This window comes from Curtobacterium sp. NPDC090217 (genome assembly GCF_044746705.1).
GTDB lineage: Bacteria > Actinomycetota > Actinomycetes > Actinomycetales > Microbacteriaceae > Curtobacterium.
Genome location: NZ_JBIVCR010000003.1, coordinates 438,616 through 456,856 on the forward strand (window position 1 = coordinate 438,616; position 18,241 = coordinate 456,856).

General features: G+C 71.6%; 16 protein-coding genes and 1 pseudogene. 15 read left to right on the forward strand and 2 right to left on the reverse strand.

What is annotated here, in order from left to right:
• Nucleotides 1-3: 3 nt before the first annotated feature.
• From ACIPJ2_RS13950 to scpB, 4 genes are read left to right on the forward strand one after another with little or no spacing between them, the layout of a single operon-like run.
• Nucleotides 4-816: an SseB family protein gene (locus ACIPJ2_RS13950; protein ID WP_402729307.1), complete on the forward strand. Its 813-nt coding sequence runs from the start codon at nucleotides 4-6 to the stop codon at nucleotides 814-816.
• Nucleotides 817-866: 50 nt separating this feature from the next.
• On the forward strand, nucleotides 867-1,745 hold the full coding sequence (locus ACIPJ2_RS13955; RefSeq protein ID WP_281267464.1) for a ParA family protein: 879 nt from the start codon (nucleotides 867-869) through the stop codon (nucleotides 1,743-1,745).
• Nucleotides 1,729-2,553: a ScpA family protein gene (locus ACIPJ2_RS13960; RefSeq protein ID WP_281267465.1), complete on the forward strand. Its 825-nt coding sequence runs from the start codon at nucleotides 1,729-1,731 to the stop codon at nucleotides 2,551-2,553. Before ACIPJ2_RS13955 ends, ACIPJ2_RS13960 begins: the two co-directional genes overlap by 17 nt.
• Entirely contained in the window at nucleotides 2,543-3,286 is a 744-nt protein-coding gene (gene scpB / locus ACIPJ2_RS13965) for an SMC-Scp complex subunit ScpB (RefSeq protein ID WP_402729308.1), read from the forward strand. The genes ACIPJ2_RS13960 and scpB overlap by 11 nt, the downstream gene beginning before the upstream one ends.
• Here the strand turns inward: scpB and ACIPJ2_RS13970 are convergent.
• Nucleotides 3,213-4,346, reverse strand: a complete 1,134-nt coding sequence (locus ACIPJ2_RS13970) for a hypothetical protein (RefSeq protein ID WP_402729309.1) — start codon at nucleotides 4,344-4,346, stop codon at nucleotides 3,213-3,215. The genes scpB and ACIPJ2_RS13970 overlap by 74 nt on opposite strands.
• Nucleotides 4,347-4,511: 165 nt before the next feature.
• Here ACIPJ2_RS13970 and ACIPJ2_RS13975 point away from each other — a divergent pair, with 165 nt between their 5' ends.
• On the forward strand, nucleotides 4,512-5,285 hold the full coding sequence (locus tag ACIPJ2_RS13975; protein WP_281267562.1) for a pseudouridine synthase: 774 nt from the start codon (nucleotides 4,512-4,514) through the stop codon (nucleotides 5,283-5,285).
• Between the two features lie 10 nt (nucleotides 5,286-5,295).
• On the opposite strand, the gene ACIPJ2_RS13980 is transcribed toward ACIPJ2_RS13975, so the two are convergent.
• On the reverse strand, nucleotides 5,296-6,555 hold the full coding sequence (locus ACIPJ2_RS13980; protein ID WP_402729310.1) for an FAD-dependent oxidoreductase: 1,260 nt from the start codon (nucleotides 6,553-6,555) through the stop codon (nucleotides 5,296-5,298).
• A gap of 87 nt (nucleotides 6,556-6,642) precedes the next feature.
• Here ACIPJ2_RS13980 and ACIPJ2_RS13985 point away from each other — a divergent pair, with 87 nt between their 5' ends.
• From ACIPJ2_RS13985 to ACIPJ2_RS14030, 10 genes and pseudogenes are all read left to right on the forward strand, one after another.
• On the forward strand, nucleotides 6,643-7,248 hold the full coding sequence (locus ACIPJ2_RS13985; RefSeq protein WP_402729311.1) for a TetR/AcrR family transcriptional regulator: 606 nt from the start codon (nucleotides 6,643-6,645) through the stop codon (nucleotides 7,246-7,248).
• A complete protein-coding gene (locus tag ACIPJ2_RS13990) occupies nucleotides 7,245-8,369 on the forward strand; it encodes a prephenate dehydrogenase (RefSeq protein WP_402729312.1) in 1,125 nt (374 codons plus the stop codon). The genes ACIPJ2_RS13985 and ACIPJ2_RS13990 overlap by 4 nt, the downstream gene beginning before the upstream one ends.
• A gap of 152 nt (nucleotides 8,370-8,521) precedes the next feature.
• Nucleotides 8,522-9,217, forward strand: a complete 696-nt coding sequence (cmk, locus tag ACIPJ2_RS13995) for a (d)CMP kinase (RefSeq protein ID WP_402729351.1) — start codon at nucleotides 8,522-8,524, stop codon at nucleotides 9,215-9,217.
• Between the two features lie 58 nt (nucleotides 9,218-9,275).
• Nucleotides 9,276-10,802 carry a ribosome biogenesis GTPase Der gene (gene der, locus ACIPJ2_RS14000; protein WP_402729313.1) on the forward strand — a complete coding sequence of 509 codons (1,527 nt, stop codon included), beginning with the start codon at nucleotides 9,276-9,278 and terminating at the stop codon, nucleotides 10,800-10,802.
• 40 nt (nucleotides 10,803-10,842) lie between these two features.
• The gene (locus ACIPJ2_RS14005; RefSeq protein ID WP_402729314.1) at nucleotides 10,843-11,388 is read left to right on the forward strand and encodes a hypothetical protein; all 546 of its coding nucleotides are present in this window, start codon (nucleotides 10,843-10,845) and stop codon (nucleotides 11,386-11,388) included.
• A gap of 121 nt (nucleotides 11,389-11,509) precedes the next feature.
• Nucleotides 11,510-12,034 (forward strand): hypothetical protein, encoded by a 525-nt coding sequence (locus tag ACIPJ2_RS14010; protein ID WP_402729315.1) that lies wholly within the window; start codon nucleotides 11,510-11,512, stop codon nucleotides 12,032-12,034.
• 9 nt (nucleotides 12,035-12,043) lie between these two features.
• The gene (locus ACIPJ2_RS14015; protein ID WP_402729316.1) at nucleotides 12,044-12,370 is read left to right on the forward strand and encodes a hypothetical protein; all 327 of its coding nucleotides are present in this window, start codon (nucleotides 12,044-12,046) and stop codon (nucleotides 12,368-12,370) included.
• Nucleotides 12,371-12,435: 65 nt separating this feature from the next.
• Nucleotides 12,436-13,311 (forward strand): oxidoreductase, encoded by an 876-nt coding sequence (locus ACIPJ2_RS14020; RefSeq protein WP_402729317.1) that lies wholly within the window; start codon nucleotides 12,436-12,438, stop codon nucleotides 13,309-13,311.
• 61 nt (nucleotides 13,312-13,372) lie between these two features.
• A pseudogene (locus ACIPJ2_RS14025) lies at nucleotides 13,373-17,893 on the forward strand (FtsK/SpoIIIE domain-containing protein).
• A 2-nt stretch (nucleotides 17,894-17,895) separates the two neighbouring features.
• Nucleotides 17,896-18,192 (forward strand): WXG100 family type VII secretion target, encoded by a 297-nt coding sequence (locus ACIPJ2_RS14030; RefSeq protein ID WP_071270879.1) that lies wholly within the window; start codon nucleotides 17,896-17,898, stop codon nucleotides 18,190-18,192.
• The last annotated feature ends 49 nt before the right edge of the window (nucleotides 18,193-18,241 follow it).

Consider the following 18,241-nt stretch of genomic DNA (forward strand, 5'->3'; position numbering starts at 1 on the left):
CGGATGGTGGGCATCTCGAACGGGCGCGGCGGCGGGCCGGAGGACGGGGCGACACCCCACGACCACGCGGCGGACTCCGCCGGGTTCCCGTGGGCCGGTCGGACGTTCGACAGCCACGACGACGCGTTCGCCGACGACGACGGACTCGCCGACCCGGCCGTGCTCGCCGCGATCGCCGCGCTGCCCGCAGGCTCGTCGCAGGCCGACGTCGTCTCCGCGTTGCGAACGGCTCGCCTGCTGATCCCGCTGGTAGCCGAGGCCGGCGAGGTCGGGGAGACCCCGGACGGCCGGCTCGTCGACAAGACGCAGGAGCTCTCGATCGTCACCGTCGCCGGGCCGGACGGCCGAACCGTCATGCCCGCGTTCACCTCGGTGGCGGCGATGCGGGCCTGGGATGCCACGGCACGGCCGATCCCGGTCGAGTCCCGCCGGGTCGCGATGGCCGCCGCGAGCGAGGACACGCAGCTCGTGGTGCTCGACCCGACGTCAGCGAGCGAGTTCGTCCTCCGTCGGCCGGCGGTCTGGGCGATCGGGCAGGACCTGCCGTGGACACCGTGCTTCGAGGACCCGGGTGTCGCGGCCGCCTTCGCCGCCTCGGTGGACGGCGAGCAGAGCGTCGCCCGCGTCGAGCTCGAGCCGGGCGACCCGCTCGGCCGCTTCGCCGGCCCGGAACTGACCGTGGGGCTGGCACTGCACCCGGGGCTCGACCGCGCGCAGGTCGGTGAGCTCGTCGGGCGTCTGCAGCAGCGGTGGGCGGGCGACCCCGTCATCGCGGAGCGGGTCGACAGCATGCGAGTCGCGTTGCGGGCGGCCTGAGCCCGGCGGTGCGGCCCGGCTCCGGTCGCCCGCGCTTGTACGATGGCCCGGTGAGCACCAACCCGACGACACAGCCCGGCACCGGCGAGACCACGTACGGTCCGACCGGCCGGCCCGTTCGGGAGTTCCCCGTTCCGGAGGAACTCGATGGTCACGGGCCCGCACGCATCATCGCCCTCTGCAACCAGAAGGGCGGCGTCGGCAAGACCACGACGTCGATCAACCTCGGTGCCGCGCTGGCGGAGTACGGCCGCAAGGTCCTCGCCGTCGACTTCGACCCGCAGGGTGCCCTGTCCGCAGGGCTCGGTGTCCGCACGCACGACATCCCCACCGTGTACGACCTGCTGATGGGCTCCATCAAGGACCCGAACCAGGTCATCCAGCCGACGAACACGCCGTACCTCGACGTCATCCCGGCGAACATCGACCTGTCCGCGGCCGAGGTCCACCTCGTCAACGAGGTCGCCCGGGAGCAGATCCTCGCGAGCGTCCTGCGCAAGGTCGCGGGGGACTACGACGTCATCCTCGTCGACTGCCAGCCCTCGCTCGGCCTGCTCACCGTCAACGCCCTCACCGCCGCGCACGGCGTGCTGATCCCGCTGGAGTGCGAGTTCTTCGCCCTCCGCGGTGTCGCGCTGCTCATCGAGACGATCGACAAGGTGCGCGACCGGCTGAACCCCGCCCTGAAGCTCGACGGCATCCTCGCCACCATGTACGACTCGCGGACGCTGCACTCGCGCGAGGTCATGGAACGCGTCGTCGACACCTTCGACGAGAGCGTGCTCGACACGGTGATCGGCCGCACCGTGAAGTTCCCGGACGCCACGGTGTCGGCCCGCCCGATCACCCAGACCGCTCCGGACCACGCTGCGGCGCACGCCTACCGGCAGCTCGCACGAGAGCTCGTCCAGCGTGGCGCCGTCGCCTGACGCCACCGACGGGTCGGGCTTCCGCGTCCGGCTGCGGAACTTCGACGGCCCGTTCGACCTGCTGCTGTCGCTCATCACGAAGCACGAGCTGGACATCACCGAGGTGTCCCTCGGCGTCGTCACGGGGGAGTTCATCGCTTACGTCCGGCTGGCGGAGTCCGCGGACGAGCTCGACGAGGCGAGCGAGTTCCTCGTCGTCGCCGCGACCCTGCTCGACCTGAAGATCGCCGGGCTGCTGCCCCAGGGCGAGCTCGTCGACGCCGAGGACGTCGCACTCCTCGAAGCGCGTGACCTCCTCTTCGCCCGACTCCTGCAGTACCGGGCGTTCAAACAGGCCGCCGACTGGTTCGGTGCGCGCTGGAACACCGAGTCGCGCCGGCACGTCCGCAGCGTCCGGCTCGAGGAACGCTTCCGCGCCCGCACGCCGGAGCTCGTGTGGACGCTGTCGGTGCAGGACTTCGCGGCACTCGCCGCGCTGGCGTTCGCTCCGCGGGAGATCCCGACCGTCGGCCTCGACCACCTGCACGCGCCGCTGGTCAGCATCCGGGAGCAGGCAGCCGTCGTCGTCTCGATCCTCCGCACGCGCGCCGGATCGGGCGATCCGGACGTCTCGTTCCGGGAACTGGTCGCCGGCGTCGACATGACGGGTATCGTGGTGGCTCGCTTCCTCGCGATCCTCGAGCTCTACCGGAACGCGTCGATCACCTTCGAGCAGGACGAACCGCTCGGGGAGCTCACCCTGCGGTGGACCGCGGAGCACTGGACCGACGAGAGCCTCGCCAATCTTGGAGCCGACTATGACGGATGACGTCCACGACGTCTCGAGTGCCGAACCCGGCGGTGCGGACGAGGTCGCCGACGCCCGGGCGATCGAGCAGTCGATCCGTTCCGGTGCCGCCGGTGCGCCCGTGTCGGACGCGCCGGTCGGGTCCGATGCACCGGTCGGATCCGATGTGCCGGTGCGGTCCGACGCGCCGGTCGACCGGCAGCTCGAGGCGATCCTGATGATCGCGGACGAACCACAGTCCCTCGTGTCCCTCGGAGCGGCCGTGGGCGCGCCAGTCCCCGTCGTCCGCCAGGCCATCGAGCGCCTCGTTGCGGACTTCGACGGCGTCGACGGCACCGTCCGCCGCGGGTTCGAACTGCGCGAGGTCGGCGGTGGTTGGCGCTTCTACGTCCGAGCCGACCTGGACGCCGTCGTCGAACAGTTCGTCGAGGCCGAGCGCCCGTCGCGGTTGTCGCAGGCCGCGCTCGAGACGCTGGCCGTCGTCGCCTACAAGCAACCGATCACCCGCTCCCAGATCGCTTCGATCCGGGCCGTCAACGTCGACGGGGTCGTCAGGACGCTGGTGGCCCGCGGGCTCATCGAGGAGTCGTTCACCGACTCCGAGACCGGTGCCATCAACTACGTCACGTCCGGGTTGCTCCTGCAGCAGCTCGGCATCAACTCGCTCGACGAACTCCCGCTCATCTCGCCCCTCCTGGAGGACGGCGCCGACGGCTTCGAGCAGAACGAAGGGATCCCCGATGGCCGCGTATGAGGACGGACGACACGGCGGCGCCGGTCGCGGGGGTGCGGGTCGCGGAGACGCCGGCCGCTCCGGCGGTGGACGTACTGGAGGCTCGGGTCGCCCGGGCGGGTCGGGTCGCGACGGGGACCGGTACTCCGGTCGTCCCGGTGGTGCGGACCGCGGGTACGGCGACCGTTCCGGCGGTCGCTCGGGTGCGCCGGGCCAGCGCGACGACCGTGGGTACGGCCGCCGCGACGACGACCGCGGAGCGCCTCGCCGGGACGACCGTGCTGGTGACCGTGGGTACGGCCGTCGTGACGACGACCGTGGGTACCGTCCGCGTCAGGATGACCGCGGGGCGCCCCGGCGGGACGACCGTGGTGGTCCGCATCGCGATGACCGTGGCGCTGCGGGCGGTGGGTACGGCCGTCGTGACGACGATCGTGGGTACCGTCCGCGTCAGGACGACCGTGGCGGTCCGCGCCGTGATGACCGTGGCGCTGGGAGCGGTGGGTACGGCCGCCGTGACGACGATCGTGGGTACCGTCCGCGTCAGGATGACCGAGGTGGTCCGCGCCGCGATGACCGTGGTGGTCCCCGTCGGGACGACCGTGGTGGTCCGCGTCGCGATGACCGTGGCGCTGCGGGCGGTGGGTACGGCCGTCGTGACGACGATCGTGGGTACCGTCCGCGTCAGGACGACCGTGGTGGTCCGCGCCGCGATGACCGTGGCGCCGGTGACCGTGCGTACGGCCGCCGTGACGACGATCGCGCGTACCGTCCGCGTCAGGACGACCGTGGTGGACCCGGTCGTGACGACCGCGGTGCCTCCCGTCGTGACGACCGCGGGTACGGCCGTCGAGACGACCGGCCCCAGGGCGGTCGTGACGATCGACCGCAGGGCGGCCGCGACGACCGCGGGTACGGCCGTCGCGACGACGACCGCCGCGGCGCGCCGACCGGAGACCGTCGGACGGATCGCCCTCGGTGGAGCAACGCCGACCGTGACCAGCGCGACCAGCGCAATCGCCGGGACGACCGCGGCCGCGATCGCCGCGAAGACGACGGGCAGGCCAGCCGCGTCTGGCACAACGGTCGACGCTACGTCGGCGGGACCGCGACCGTCCGGAACCGTGCGACGACGCCACGACCAGCGGGGGAGCGCGACGCCGCGGGGACCCCGGTGGAGGGCACGCCGGAACGCCCGATCATCCCCGAGTGGGACGCAGCCGAGGGTGCGTCGACGCCGGCCGACCTGCAGCCGGACGGTGAGCGCCTCCAGAAGGTCATCGCTGCGGCCGGTGTCGCGTCGCGACGGGTCGCCGAGAACCTGATCGCCGAGGGGCGTGTCACCGTGAACGGTGCCGTCGTCGAGGCTCTCGGGCGTCGGGTCGACCCGGAGACGGACGCGATCGCGGTCGACGGTGTGCCCGTGCAGGTCGACACCTCGCGCCGCTACGTCCTGCTGAACAAGCCGACGGGCGTCGTGTCGAGCATGCTCGACGAACGCGGCCGTGCTGACCTGTCGCAGTTCGTCGAGAAGTTCGAGGAGCGCCTGTTCAACGTCGGGCGACTCGACGCCGAGACCTCGGGCCTGCTGCTGCTCACGAACGACGGTGCACTCGCCCACGTGCTCGCGCACCCCTCGTTCGGCGTGACCAAGACCTACATCGCGAAGGTCGCCGGCAACGTCAACCCCGCCACGGTCCAGCTGCTGCTCGACGGCATCGACCTGGAGGACGGCCCGATCGCCGCCGACAAGGTCCGCCTGCTCGAGTCGTCGCGCGGGGAGTCCCTGGTCGAACTGACGCTGCACTCGGGCCGCAACCGCATCGTCCGCCGCATGTTCGATGCGGTCGGTCACCCGGTCAACGAGCTGGTCCGCCGCTCGTTCGGGCCGCTGCACCTGGGGAGCCTGCCGAGTGGCCGGACCCGCGAGCTGAGCAACGTCGAGCTCGGCAAGTTGCTCGGCATCGCGCGCGGTGCGAGTGCGCCGACGGGGCCGGACTCCGCGGAGACCAGCGACTGATCGCCGGGGCTCAAGAACGCTGCGCCGCACGGTAGGCCTCGGCCCCCGCGCGCCAGCGTTCCGCCTCGACGTCGAAGTCCGGCACGTCGTCGAGATCAGGGCCGCCGGCGGCGAAGTGCTCGACGATCGCCTCGTTCGCACTCCGTCCGATCGATGCACCGCGGTCGATCACGACGCGCTCGGCGGAACGGATCGCCCGGTCCACGTCGGTGCCGTCCCGGAGCGCACCGACGATCGCCCGAGCCAGCTCGGCCGCGTCGAGCAGTGCGAGGTTCACCCCGTTGCCCCCGAACGGCGACATGACGTGGGCGGCGTCGCCGAGCAGGGTCACCCCGGCCACGTGGCGCCACTCCGTCGGCGTCGGGAGCGCCATGATCGGGCGGTTCGCGAGCGAGCCCTCGCTGTCGACGACCACGCGGAGCAGCTCGGGGGAGAAGTCCCGGAACCGCACCAGCAGCTCGTCACGCACCCGCTCGGTGTCCGTCGCCTGCGTGGCGTTCGCGTCGAGCGCCGGGCTCTCGGCCAGCACACCGCCGCGCCCGTCCGCCGTGCCGAGGCCGGCCGCGGCGAGCCAGTCGAGGTCCACGCGCATCCCCAGGTAGCCCCGGACCACGTCGTCGCTGTTGCGCTGCAGGACCATCGTCCGACCGTCACCGTTCGCCCAGAGGTGCCCGTCGCCGACGAGTCGGGCGATCTCCGGGTGTGCCGTGGAGACCGCCGTGAAGAGGACCTCGACGAAGCTGACGCCGGTGTAGTGGGGGAGCGTGTCCGTCAGTGCCGCCCGGACCCGTGACCACGCGCCGTCGGCACCGATGACGAGGTCCGCGCGTTCGACGGCGCCGTCCGCGAAGACGAGCTCGTGCGGCGGACCCGGCACGACCTCGGTCAGCTTCCGGCCCCACCGGATGGTCCCGGGCGCCAGCGACTCGGCGAGCATCGTCCGGAGCTGGGCACGGTCGATCTCGGGCGCAGCGAACTCGTCCGGTGACGCGACGTGCTCCATCAGCAGGGTGCCGTCCGGGGCGACCATGCGCTTCGACTGCCCCTCCGGCCGAGCGAGGGCGGCGAACTCGTCGACGAGCCCGGCGTCCTCGATCGCGATCTGGCCGCTATCGGCATGCAGGTCGAGCGTGCCGCCCTGGTTCCTGGACGCGAGCGACGCGTCGGCGTCGTACACGGTGACCCGCAGCCCTGCGAGCTGCAGCACCCGGGCGCTGAGCAGTCCACCCGGACCGGCTCCGATGATCGCGATGCTCGGTTGGTCGTCCATGGTCCATCCCTTCCTCGTTGCCGAACGATCGTTCGGTCAGCACGACGATAGCTACCGAACGATCGTTCGGCAAGTAGGATGGCGACCATGAGCAACGCGACCTCGACCCGCCGCCCCGGCAGCGAGACGCGCGCGGAGATCCTCCGCGTCGCGCTGGAGCTCTTCACCAGCCGCGGGTACGAAGGCACCTCCATCCGAGACATCGCCGAGGCGCTCGGCGTCACGAAGTCGTCGCTCTACTACCACTTCGCCAGCAAGGAGGCGATCATCCGTGCGCTGCTGGACGATCGCCGCGGTGAGCTCGACGCCCTGCTCGCCTGGATCGACGAGCAGCCGCCGGGCCCGGACCTGCTGCGCCGGACCGCCCTGCGCTGGGTCGACTCGACCTCGCCCGGCCGGATCCGCGGGATGCGGTTCGCGCACGCCAACCGGCCGATGATGCAGAAGTTCGCGGACGAGGGCGGCGACATCCGTTCGTGGTTCGACGAGGTCGTCGATCGGCTCGTCCCGGCGGAGGCCCCCTGGACCGAGCGGCTCCGCGCGCGCATGGCGTTCGACACCGTGAGTGCGGCACTGTTCGCCGCGCTGGGAACCCGCGCGTCGGAGGAAGAGGTCCTCGCGACCGCCCGTGCCGCGACGATCGCACTCACCGATCCGGAACGACCGGGACCGGTCGGTAGGGTTGCCAGGTGACCCAGACGCCCCACCCCGGCACGACACCGGAGCCCGACCGCCGGCTCCGCGGACCCGTGCGCGTGGTCGGCGCCGGCCTGCTCGGCGCATCGATCGGCCTCGGTCTCCGGCAGAAGGGCGTGGAGGTCATCCTCGACGACGTCTCACCAGCAGCGCTCGCGCTCGCCGTGGACTACGGCGCCGGCCGTCGCCCGGCCGACGGGGATGCTCCCGAACTCGTCGTCGTCGCGGTCCCGCCGGACGTCACCGCACAGGTCGTCGAGCGGGAGCTCACCGCCTACCCCGACGCGGTCGTCACCGACGTGGCGAGCGTGAAGTCGGTGCCGCTCGAGCGTCTCCGTGCCGCCGGCGCCGACGTCACGCGGTACGTCGGGTCGCACCCGATGGCCGGTCGGGAGCGCAGCGGCCCGACCGCGGCGCGCGCCGACCTGTTCATCGGTCGCCCGTGGGTGATCGCCGGCCACGACGACATCACGCACCGCCGGGCGGCCGTGGTCGAAGCCCTCGCCCTCGACCTCGAGGCGACGGTCGTCCCGATGGAGCCCGAGCCGCACGACCAGGCCGTGGCGATCATGTCGCACGTCCCGCAACTCGTCTCGACGCTGATGGCGTCCCGACTCCGCAGCGCTCCCGAGTCGGCGCTCGGACTGGCCGGCGGAGGCGTCCGCGACGTCACCCGGGTCGCGGCGAGCGATCCAGGGCTCTGGGTCCAGATCATCGGGGCGAACGCGGCGCACATCCGGCCGGTCCTGAGCGACCTGCGGGACGAGCTGACGAAGGTCATCGATGCCCTCGCCGACCCCGACGCACCCGGTGCTCCGCGCACGATCGCCGAGACCATGGCGTCGGGGAACCGCGGCGTCGAGCGACTCCCGGGCAAGCACGGCACCACCAAGCGCTTCGCCCAGGTCGTCGTCCTGGTGGACGACCGACCCGGGCAGATCGCCGAACTCCTCACGACCATCGGCGAGATCGGCATCAACCTCGAGGACATGCGCCTCGAGCACTCACCCGGAGCACCGATCGGCATCGTCGAGGCGTCGGTCGTGCCCGAGCAGGAACAGCGACTCGTCGACGAACTCGAGAGCCGCGGATGGAGGATCGCAGCAGCATGGGCCTGAACGACCAGAACGAGTCCGGCGTGACCGGTGGGCCCGACGGCCCCGACACCGGGCTCCCCACGCCCGTCGATCAGCCCGGCCCGGTGACCGGTGGCGACATCGGCGGCGCCGACGGCCAGGGCAGTGGCGAACCGGGCCTGACCCGCGACCCGATGCCGGCCGGTCTCGCGGACGGCGCGTACGTCGCGAAGTTCGTGATCGCGGTGGACGGTCCGGCCGGCAGCGGCAAGTCCAGCGTCTCCCGGGCAGCCGCTCGCGCGCTCGGGTTCGGCTACCAGGACACCGGCGCCGCCTACCGCGCGCTGGCGTGGCACGCCCTGCAGCAGGAGGTCGACCTCGACGACGCCGCGGCGATCCTGACGAGCTGGGACACGTTCGACTACGAGATCGGCACCGACCCGGACGCGTACTTCGTCCGCGTGGCAGGCACCGACGTGACCGATGCGATCCGCACCCCGGAGGTGACGGCGGCGGTGGCGCACATCGCGAAGCTCCCCGACGTCCGGAAGCGCCTCGTGCAGCTGTTCCGGAACGTGATGCGCAAGACCGATGCGAAGGGGATCATCACCGAGGGGCGGGACATCACGACGGTGGTCGCGCCCGACGCCGACGTCCGGATCCTCCTGACCGCCGACGAGCAGGTTAGAATGGCCCGACGCTCGGCGGAGGTCACGACCCAGTCGGCCGCCGAGACCTCGGCTGCACTCGCCCGACGTGACGCAGCCGATGCGAAGGTCGTCGACTTCATGAACGCCGCAGACGGCGTGACGACGCTCGACTCCACCGATCTCGACTTCGACCAGACCGTGCAGGCGGTCGTCGACCTGGCCCGCGCGGCCGGACACTGACACCGGCCCGACGGGCCCGAACACACGCGGCCGACCGGCCGCCGGCAAGGAACCCACCATGGCGCAGCTGGACAACGGACCAGAGCACGACGACTTCCCGGAGTACGACGACGCCCTCGGCGAGCGTCTTGCGGGCCTCGACGAGTCGGAAGCGGAGCAGCGGGCGACCGCACTCCGCGCCGGCCTCGAGGACTACGACCTCGACGAGGAAGACGTCGCGCTCCTCGACTCCGCGCAGTTCGGCGAGGACGGCGTCGCGTACCTGCCGGCACTCCCGGTGCTCGCGATCGTCGGTCGTCCGAACGTCGGCAAGTCCGCGCTCGTGAACCGCATCATCGGTCGCCGCGAAGCCGTCGTGCAGGACGTCCCCGGCGTCACGCGCGACCGTGTGAGCTACAAGGCCGAGTGGAACGACAAGCGGTTCACCCTGGTGGACACCGGCGGGTGGGAGCCCGACGCGAAGGGCATCAACGCCTCGGTCGCGCTCCAGGCAGAAGTCGCGATCGACCTCGCCGACGCCGTGCTGTTCGTCGTCGACGTCACGGTCGGCATCACCGCGACCGACGAGCACGTCGTGAAGATGCTGCGCGGCACCGACAAGCCGGTGATCGTCGTGGCGAACAAGTCCGACGACGACCGCCGCGACCTCGACGCCTACGAGCTCTGGAACCTCGGGCTCGGCGAGCCGCACCCGGTCTCCGCACTCCACGGTCGTGGCGTCGCGGACCTCCTCGACCTCATCATCACCACCCTCCCCGACGTCTCGGCGGTCTCGAAGCAGGAGATCGGCGGCCCGCGTCGCGTGGCGATCCTCGGACGCCCGAACGTCGGCAAGAGCTCGCTGCTCAACAAGGCGGCCGGTGAAGAGCGCGTCGTCGTGAACGAGCTCGCCGGCACCACCCGCGACCCCGTGGACGAGCAGGTCGAGCTCGGCGGCCGTGTCTGGCGCTTCGTCGACACCGCCGGCATCCGCAAGCGCGTGCACCTCCAGCAGGGCGCGGACTTCTACGCCTCGCTCCGCACGACGGCCGCGCTCGAGAAGGCCGAGGTCGCCGTGGTCGTCCTCGACGTCACCGAGCCGGTGTCCGTCCAGGACCTCCGCATCATCGACCTCGTGCTCGAGTCCGGTCGCGCACTGGTCCTCGCGTACAACAAGTGGGACCTGCTCGACGACGAGCGTCGTCGGTACCTCGAGCGTGAGATCGAACAGGACCTCGCGCACGTGGCCTGGGCGCCGCGCGTGAACATCTCGGCCCGCACCGGCCGGCACCTCGAGAAGCTCGTCCCGGCCCTCGAGACCGCGCTCGAGTCGTGGGACACCCGCATCCCGACGGGCAAGGTCAACGCCTTCATCGCCGAGCTCGTCCAGGAGCACCCGCACCCCGTCCGTGGCGGACGCCAGCCGCGCATCCTCTTCGGCACCCAGGCCGCGAGCCAGCCGCCGACGTTCGTGCTCTTCACGACCCAGTTCCTCGACCCGCAGTACCGCCGGTTCATCACCAGGCGTCTGCGCGAGGTCTGGGGCTTCGCTGGAACGCCGATCACCGTGAACATGCGCGTCCGCGAGCGCCGGAAGCGCACCTGATCCCTCCCCGGAACGGCATGCACGGGCGTAGGCTCCGTGCATGTCACCCGGGCACGGGCCCACGCCGAACGGCTGGGCAGCGATCGGCGCGGCCGGCGTGATCGTCGCCGCGGCGGTCTTCTTCTGGCTGCTCGCTCCGGCCCCGACGGCGCACACGGCCGTCGAGCGTGCGCCGACGAACGTCGTCGCGACCGTGCCACCGCACCAGGAGCCCTGGTACCGCACCGGGCTGCCGGTGGATGGTGACATCATCCCGATCGGCGTCAACACGACGGGCCACGTCACGGTGACGAGGTCGGGCGAGCGTGCGCTGCGCGTCACGATCACGGACTTCCGGACCGACCTCGCGACCGCAGACGTCCGGGTGCAGCTGACCGGCGGCGACGTGGTGGGCACCGGGCAGGAAGCACGATGGGTCCCGGACGGTGACCCCGTCGAGGTCGGCACGATCCCGCACGGCGCGACGTCCGCGGTCATCGACCTGCGCGTCCCGCAGATCCTGCCGCCCCAGGTGCACTCGCTCGTGATCCTCGACTGGAACACGACCACCATCCTGGGTGGTGCCGAGCTGCTGCCAGCCGGCTGATGCCGTGGACCCGGCCACGCGGGTCGCGCGGGGTGCGCGCCGGTCGCGTTCCGAGCCTCCCGGCTGGTCGGACGGGAGGCTCGTGGCACGTGATCCGCGCCGGATACGGCACCATGGACGGGTGACGCAGCAATCCATCGCGGACCGGGCCGACCGGCTCTGGTGTCGTCTCCGGCTCGACCGCCTGGCCGGCGGCCGACAGGCCGACTACGTGATCCGTGAGGACATGCTCGCGCACCCCGCGACCGTGCGGTCGTTCCGGTGGATCCGCTGGTTGCTCGTCGCCGAGACGGTGGTGGGTCTCGCCGCGATCGTCGTGGCGATCCTGCTCACGCGGGCCGGCGAGACGATCCCGTGGGCCGTGTGGTTCCGGGCGACCGTGGTGCTCCTCATCACGCTGACGCTGTACGTGTTCGCCTGGCGTGCGCAGCTCGGGTACTACTGGGCGTACCAGCGGCTGCGGTTGTTCAGCAGGATCTTCCCGATCGTGACGCTCATCATCGCGGCGATCCCCGGGCTCTACCCGTTCTGGATGGTGATCGAGCAGATCGTCTTCTCGGTGTTCATGATCGGCATCGGTGACGTGCTCACATCCGACCACATGCGCTCGGCCTTCCCGAAGCCCGCGAAGCGTGCGGCTCCGTAGGATCGCGTCATGACGATGTTCGGCGGGGTGCGGTTCGACCCGGAGGACCTGCCCCGGTTCGCCGGTGACCTGTTCGACCACGTGGCTGCGGGCGGGACGGCCCCCGATGTGGACGGCGCACCGTTCGCCGACGCGGTCGGGGTCCTCGCCGGGTCCGGTGGCGGTGCGGTCGACACCGACGTGTTCGACGCGGCGGAGTTGCTCGGGTACCTGCTCGCCGTGGTCCACGCGGAGACGTCGTTGCCCGACGCCGTGTTCGTCGAGCCTGTGGACGCCCGCGAGCGGCGTTCTCGTGTGGAGGAAGCGGTTCGCCGGATCGTCGGGTACCGCTCCTAGGACCCCGGGTCCCAGGGACCATCGGGGCCTGTCACCGATCCCGGTCCAGGAGGATCGTGGACGACATGACGAACACCACCCTCCCCGGCGGCACGTACCGTCTCGCCGACGACCTCGAACTCACCCGTGTCGGGTACGGCGCGATGCAGCTGGCCGGACCCGGGGCGTTCGGCCCGCCCGCCGACCACGACGAGGCGATCCGTGTGCTGCGCGAGGTCGTCGAGCTCGGCATCACGCACATCGACACGTCGGACTACTACGGTCCGTTCGTGACGAACGGCCTCATCCGCGAGGCGCTCGCGCCCTACCCGGACGACCTGCGCATCGTGACGAAGGTCGGCGCCCGACGCGACGACCAGGGTGGGTGGCCCGAGGCGCGGGAACCGCACGAGCTCGTCGAGCAGGTACACGACAACCTCCGGAACCTCGGCGTCGAGCGACTCGACGTGGTGAACCTGCGCATGGGTGGCATGGAAGGCCCACAGCCCGGATCGATCGCTCCCCAGTTCGAGGCGCTCGCCGAGCTCCAGCAGCAGGGGCTCATCAACCACCTGGGGCTCTCGACGGTGAACGCCGAACAGCTCGCGGAGGCGCAGGGCATCGCACCGGTCGTGTGCGTGCAGAACCTGTACAACGTCGCGCACCGTGAGGACGACCCCTTCGTCGACCTCACCGCTGCCCAGGGGATCGCCTTCGTGCCGTACTTCCCGCTCGGCGGGTTCTCGCCGATCCAGTCGGGGGCGCTCGATGCGGTCGCAGCCCGTCTCGAGGTGTCGCGCCTGACCGTCGCGCTGTCGTGGCTGCTGCAGCGGTCGCCGAACATGCTCCTGATCCCGGGGACGTCGTCGGTCGCGCACCTGCGCGACAACGTCGCGTCGGCGGGCTTCGCGCTGCCGGCCGACGCGGTGGCTGAGCTGGACGCGATCGGCACCGCCGCGTAGACGCGCCGCTCGTCGCGCCGCCTCCCTAAGATGGTCGCGGGGGTGACGTGTGAAACTCAAGATGACCATCGGCGGCACGGCCGGGGGCGATCGCGACGTCGTCGTGACGGCGGACGTGACCGCGACGATCGGGAGCCTCGCGAACCGGTTGGCGACCGGCAGTCCGGCCGGGGTGCACCCGCTCACGCTGCGCGTGCAGTTCCCGGACCGTCCGCAGGCGCGGCTCCTCAACCCGTCGGCGACGGTGCACGAGTCCTCGCTGCGGTCCGGCTGCCGGGTGGAGGTCGTGCCGGTCACCGAGCGGCGGCGTGGGGACGACGTGGAGGACGCACCCGCCGCCGTCGTGCAGGTGCTCGCCGGTCCGGAGGCCGGACACGAGTACACGCTCTCGCGCGGCGTGAACCTCATCGGACGCGACGCGATGGCGCAGGTGTACCTCGCCGGGGACGACGAGGTCTCCCGCCGCCACGCGTCGGTCACGGTCGGCGAGACGATCGAGGTCGTCGACCTCAACTCGGCGAACGGCGTCTCCGTCGACGGTCGGCTCGTCGCACGGGCCTTCGTCGAGCCGTCGTCCGAGGTGCAGGTGGGGGAGTCCCGGCTCCGCATCGTGCCGCTCGCGTCCAGTGGACTCCCGACGCTCCCCGGCGCCACCGAGACACCGTCGGAGTTCTCGCGGTCCCCGCGGGTGGACCCGGCGTACCGGGGCCGGTCGTTCACGCTGCCGGAGATCCCCGTCCCCGGCGAGAAGCCACGGCTCCCGATCATCGCGATCATCGCGCCGATCGTGCTGGGCGCCGTGCTGTTCCTCGTCACGAAGCAGCCGTACACGCTCATCTTCATCGCGCTGTCCCCGGTGATCATGATCGGGACGTGGATCGACCAGCGCGTGCAGGTCAAGCGGCGGAAGCGCGACGAACGGCAGCGCTTCGAGGACTCGCTCGCGGACGTCCGCTCGCGGCTCGCGGCGGAGCGGGCGCGCGAGATCGACGCCCGGGTGGCCGAATCGCCCGCTCCCGCCGTCGTGACGGCGGCGATGCGGACGCGGTCCGAGCTGCTGTGGACGCGCAAACCCGAGCACACCACCTTCCTCGAGGTCCGGTTCGGCGCAGGGACCCAGCCGTCGCGCGCATCGATCACGCTGCCGTCGAAGAACACCGGCAGCGTCGACGACTGGAACCGCGCAGAAGCACTCGCCGACGAGTACGCCACCGTCGGTCCCGTCCCGGTCATCGAGACGTTCGAACGAGCCGGTGCGATCGGCGTCGCCGGGACCGGGCTCGCCGCCGACGATGTCGCCCGTTCGCTCGTCGTGCAGCTCGTCGGCCTGCACAGCCCGGCCGACCTCGTCGTCACGGCCTTCGCCGGCGGCACCACGACCGAACAGTGGGGGTGGTTGAAGTGGCTGCCGCACGTCGACTCCGCGTACAGCCCGCTCCGCTCCGGCGGGCTCGTCAGCGACTTCGCGGGCGCGTCGACGCTGCTCGCGGAACTCGAGGGGCTCGTCGCCACCCGTCGTGACGCCGGCGCGGGTCGCGGCGAGCAGGTGCGGTCGCGTCTGGACGAGGGGCACGCGCTCGACGAGGAGCACGGCGAATCCGTCGACCGGCTGCCGGCGACCCCCGCGGTGCTCGTCATCGTCACCGCGGAGGCCCCGGCCGACCGGGCTCGACTGGTGGCGCTCGCCGAGGAGGGCGCGGACTTCGGCGTCTTCGTGCTGTGGCTCGCCCCGACGCAGCAGGCGCTACCGGTGGTGTGCCGGACGTACATCTCCCTCGACCGCTCCACCGGGACCGCGACCGTCGGGTTCGTGCGGTCCGGCCAGGCGGTCGTGCTCGACGAGCTCGACCGCGTCGACGTGATCGAGGCCGCGACCGTCGCCAGGGCCATCGCACCCGTCCAGGACACCGGTGCCCGCGTGCTCGACGAGACCGACCTGCCGCACAGCGTCGCGTTCGTCGACCTGTACGAGGGCGACCTCGCCGGCGACCCGGTGGCCGTCGTCAGCCGCTGGGCGAAGAACGACAGCATCACCGCGGACTGGGTGCCTGGAGCCGGTCGCGAAGCCGGCGGGATCCGGGCGGTCATCGGGCAGGGGCCGAGCGAGCCGCTCGCGCTCGACCTCCGCATCCAGGGTCCGCACGCGCTCGTCGGCGGGACCACCGGTTCCGGCAAGAGCGAGTTCCTGCAGACGTGGATCATGGGGATCGCGGCCGAGTAGGCGCCGGACCGCGTGACGTTCCTGCTCGTCGACTACAAGGGCGGTGCGGCGTTCGCCGAGTGCGTCGGGCTGCCGCACACCGTCGGACTCGTCACCGACCTCAACCCGCACCTGGTCCGCCGCGCGCTGACGTCGTTGCGTGCGGAGCTGCGGTACCGCGAGCACCTGCTCAACGAGCGGGGTGCGAAGGACCTCGTCACGCTCGAGCAGCGCGGCGATCCTGCGGCTCCGCCGTCGCTCGTGATCGTCATCGACGAGTTCGCCGCCCTCGCCTCCGAGATCCCCGAGTTCATCGACGGGGTCATCGACGTCGCACAGCGTGGTCGTTCGCTGGGGCTCCACCTCGTGATGGCCACGCAGCGGCCGAGCGGGGTCATCAAGGACTCCCTGCGCGCGAACACGAACCTCCGCATCGCCCTGCGCGTCGCCGACGAGGTGGACAGCGCCGACGTCCTCGGTGTGCCCGACGCGGCGTGGTTCGATCCGGGCACCCCCGGCCGCGCTGCGGCGAAGACCGGACCGGGGCGTGTCCTGGACTTCCAGACGGCGTACCTCGGTGGACGGTCGGACGACGTCGTGCACGAGCCCGACATCGACGTGCAGGACTTCCCGTTCGGGCCGGGCACGATGTGGCCGAGTGCCGCACGCGCTCCGCGGGACACCGCTCGCGCGAAGGACATCGAGCGGCTCGCCGGCACCATCGCGGCCGCGGCGGATCGACGCTCGCTCGCGATCCCGCGGAAGCCGTGGCTCGACCAGCTCGGCGAGAGCGTCGACCTCGGCGCGGTCGGGCGATCCGACGGAGCGTCGCTCGTCATCGGCACGCTCGACGTCCCGGAACACCAGCAGCAGACCGCCTACGCCGTCGACCTCGACGTCGTCGGCAACGTCGCCGTCCTCGGGACCGGTGGCTCCGGCAAGTCCACGGTGCTCCGCGCCGTCGCCATCGCGGCGTCCTCGGTGGCCGACGAGCACCCCGTGCAGGTCTACGGACTCGACTTCGGCGGCGGCGGGCTCTCGATGCTCGACGCCCTGCCCACCGTCGGGTCCGTGATCAGCGGGCCGGACGACGAACGCATCACGCGCCTCCTGGTCGATCTGGAGGCGACCATCTCGGACCGTTCGCGGCGGTTCGCAGCGGCCCGAGCCTCCTCCCTGACCGAGTACCGGGCCGTCACCGGCGAGGCGGAGCCGCGCATCCTGGTGCTCGTCGACGGGATGGGCGCGTTCCGGAACGAGTACGAGTTCCGACCGGGCACGCTGCAGCTGTTCGACCAGGTGCTCGCGATCGCCTCCACCGGGCGGGCGCTCGGCGTGCACCTCGTGATGTCGGCCGACCGTGTCGGGGCCTTCCCCACGAACCTGCAGGCGAACATCGGCGAACGGATCGTGCTGCGGCTCGCGAGCGACATCGAGTACAACGCGGCCGACGTGGCCGCGGACGTGCTCGAGGACGCCGTCCCCGGGCGTGGACTCGTGGGATCGCACGAGGTGCAGATCGCCGTCCCGAGCGGCTCTGCCGATCTCGTCGTGCAGGCCGCTTCGGTGGAGTCCCTGGCCGGTTCCCTGGTGGCGCGCGGCGTCCCGGCGACACCGGCGGTCCGACGGCTGCCCGCCTCCGTCGGGATCTCCTCGCTTCCCGTGTCGGTCGATGGACGTCCGACGATCGGTGTGGCCGACGACACGCTGTCGGCCGTCGGCATCCCCACCGACGGGCTGTTCGTCGTCACCGGGCCGTTCGGGTCCGGACGGAGCACGACGATGCGAACGCTCATCGGGTCGGTCACGGCGACGTACCCGGACCGTCCCGCGTACCTCGTCGTCGGGCGTCGGAGCGCGCTCCGGGACGCCACTGACTGGGCCGCGGTCGCGAGTGACTCCGACTCGGCCGACGCGCTTGCCAGCCAGCTGGCGTCGTCGCTCGAAGCAGGAGGGACGATCGACCCGTCGCCGTTCATCGTGATCGAGAACGTCGGCGACTTCGAGGGGCTGCCAGCCGAGTCGCAGGTCGCGCGGTTGATCAAGGCCGCTCGACGCGCAGGGGTGTTCGTCCTCGCGGAGGCCGACACCGTCACCGCGCCGAGCGCCTGGCAGCTGTTCGGGGAGCTCAAGACCGCCCGCGCGGGCATCGCCCTGCAGCCGGAGGAGACGGACGGGCTGACGTTGTTCCGGACCGCCTTCCCGCGCTGCACGCGGTCGGACTTCCCGCTCGGGCGGGGGTTCATGGTCGACTCCGGGCGGGTCACCCGGGTGCAGGTCGCGTTGCCTGTTTCCCATCGCATGGGTGAGGAATTCTCCTCCTCTGGTAGCGTGCCAGATGTCGCCGGAGGGGCTGGCGACGAAAACCGAACGAGGGGATGACCATGCCGAACATCAACGTGTCCTACCAGGAGCTCAACGGCAACGCGGACCGGCTGCTTGCTGGTCGCGACGAGATCAACGCGACGCTGTCGAAGCTGCAGGCGCAGATCGCATCGCTGACGCAGGCGGGGTTCCAGACGGACCGGTCGTCGGGGGCGTACAACGACGCGTACCAGCGCTTCACCTCCGGTGCGCAGAACACCATCGGTGGGCTGAACGACCTGGCGCAGTTCCTGCGCACCACGGCGACCACGCTGGGTGACGTGGACCAGCAGCTGGCGTCGAAGCTGGGTCGCTGAGCCGGTCCGATCACAACGACACGGTCGGTACCGCTGGGGCGGTGCCGAC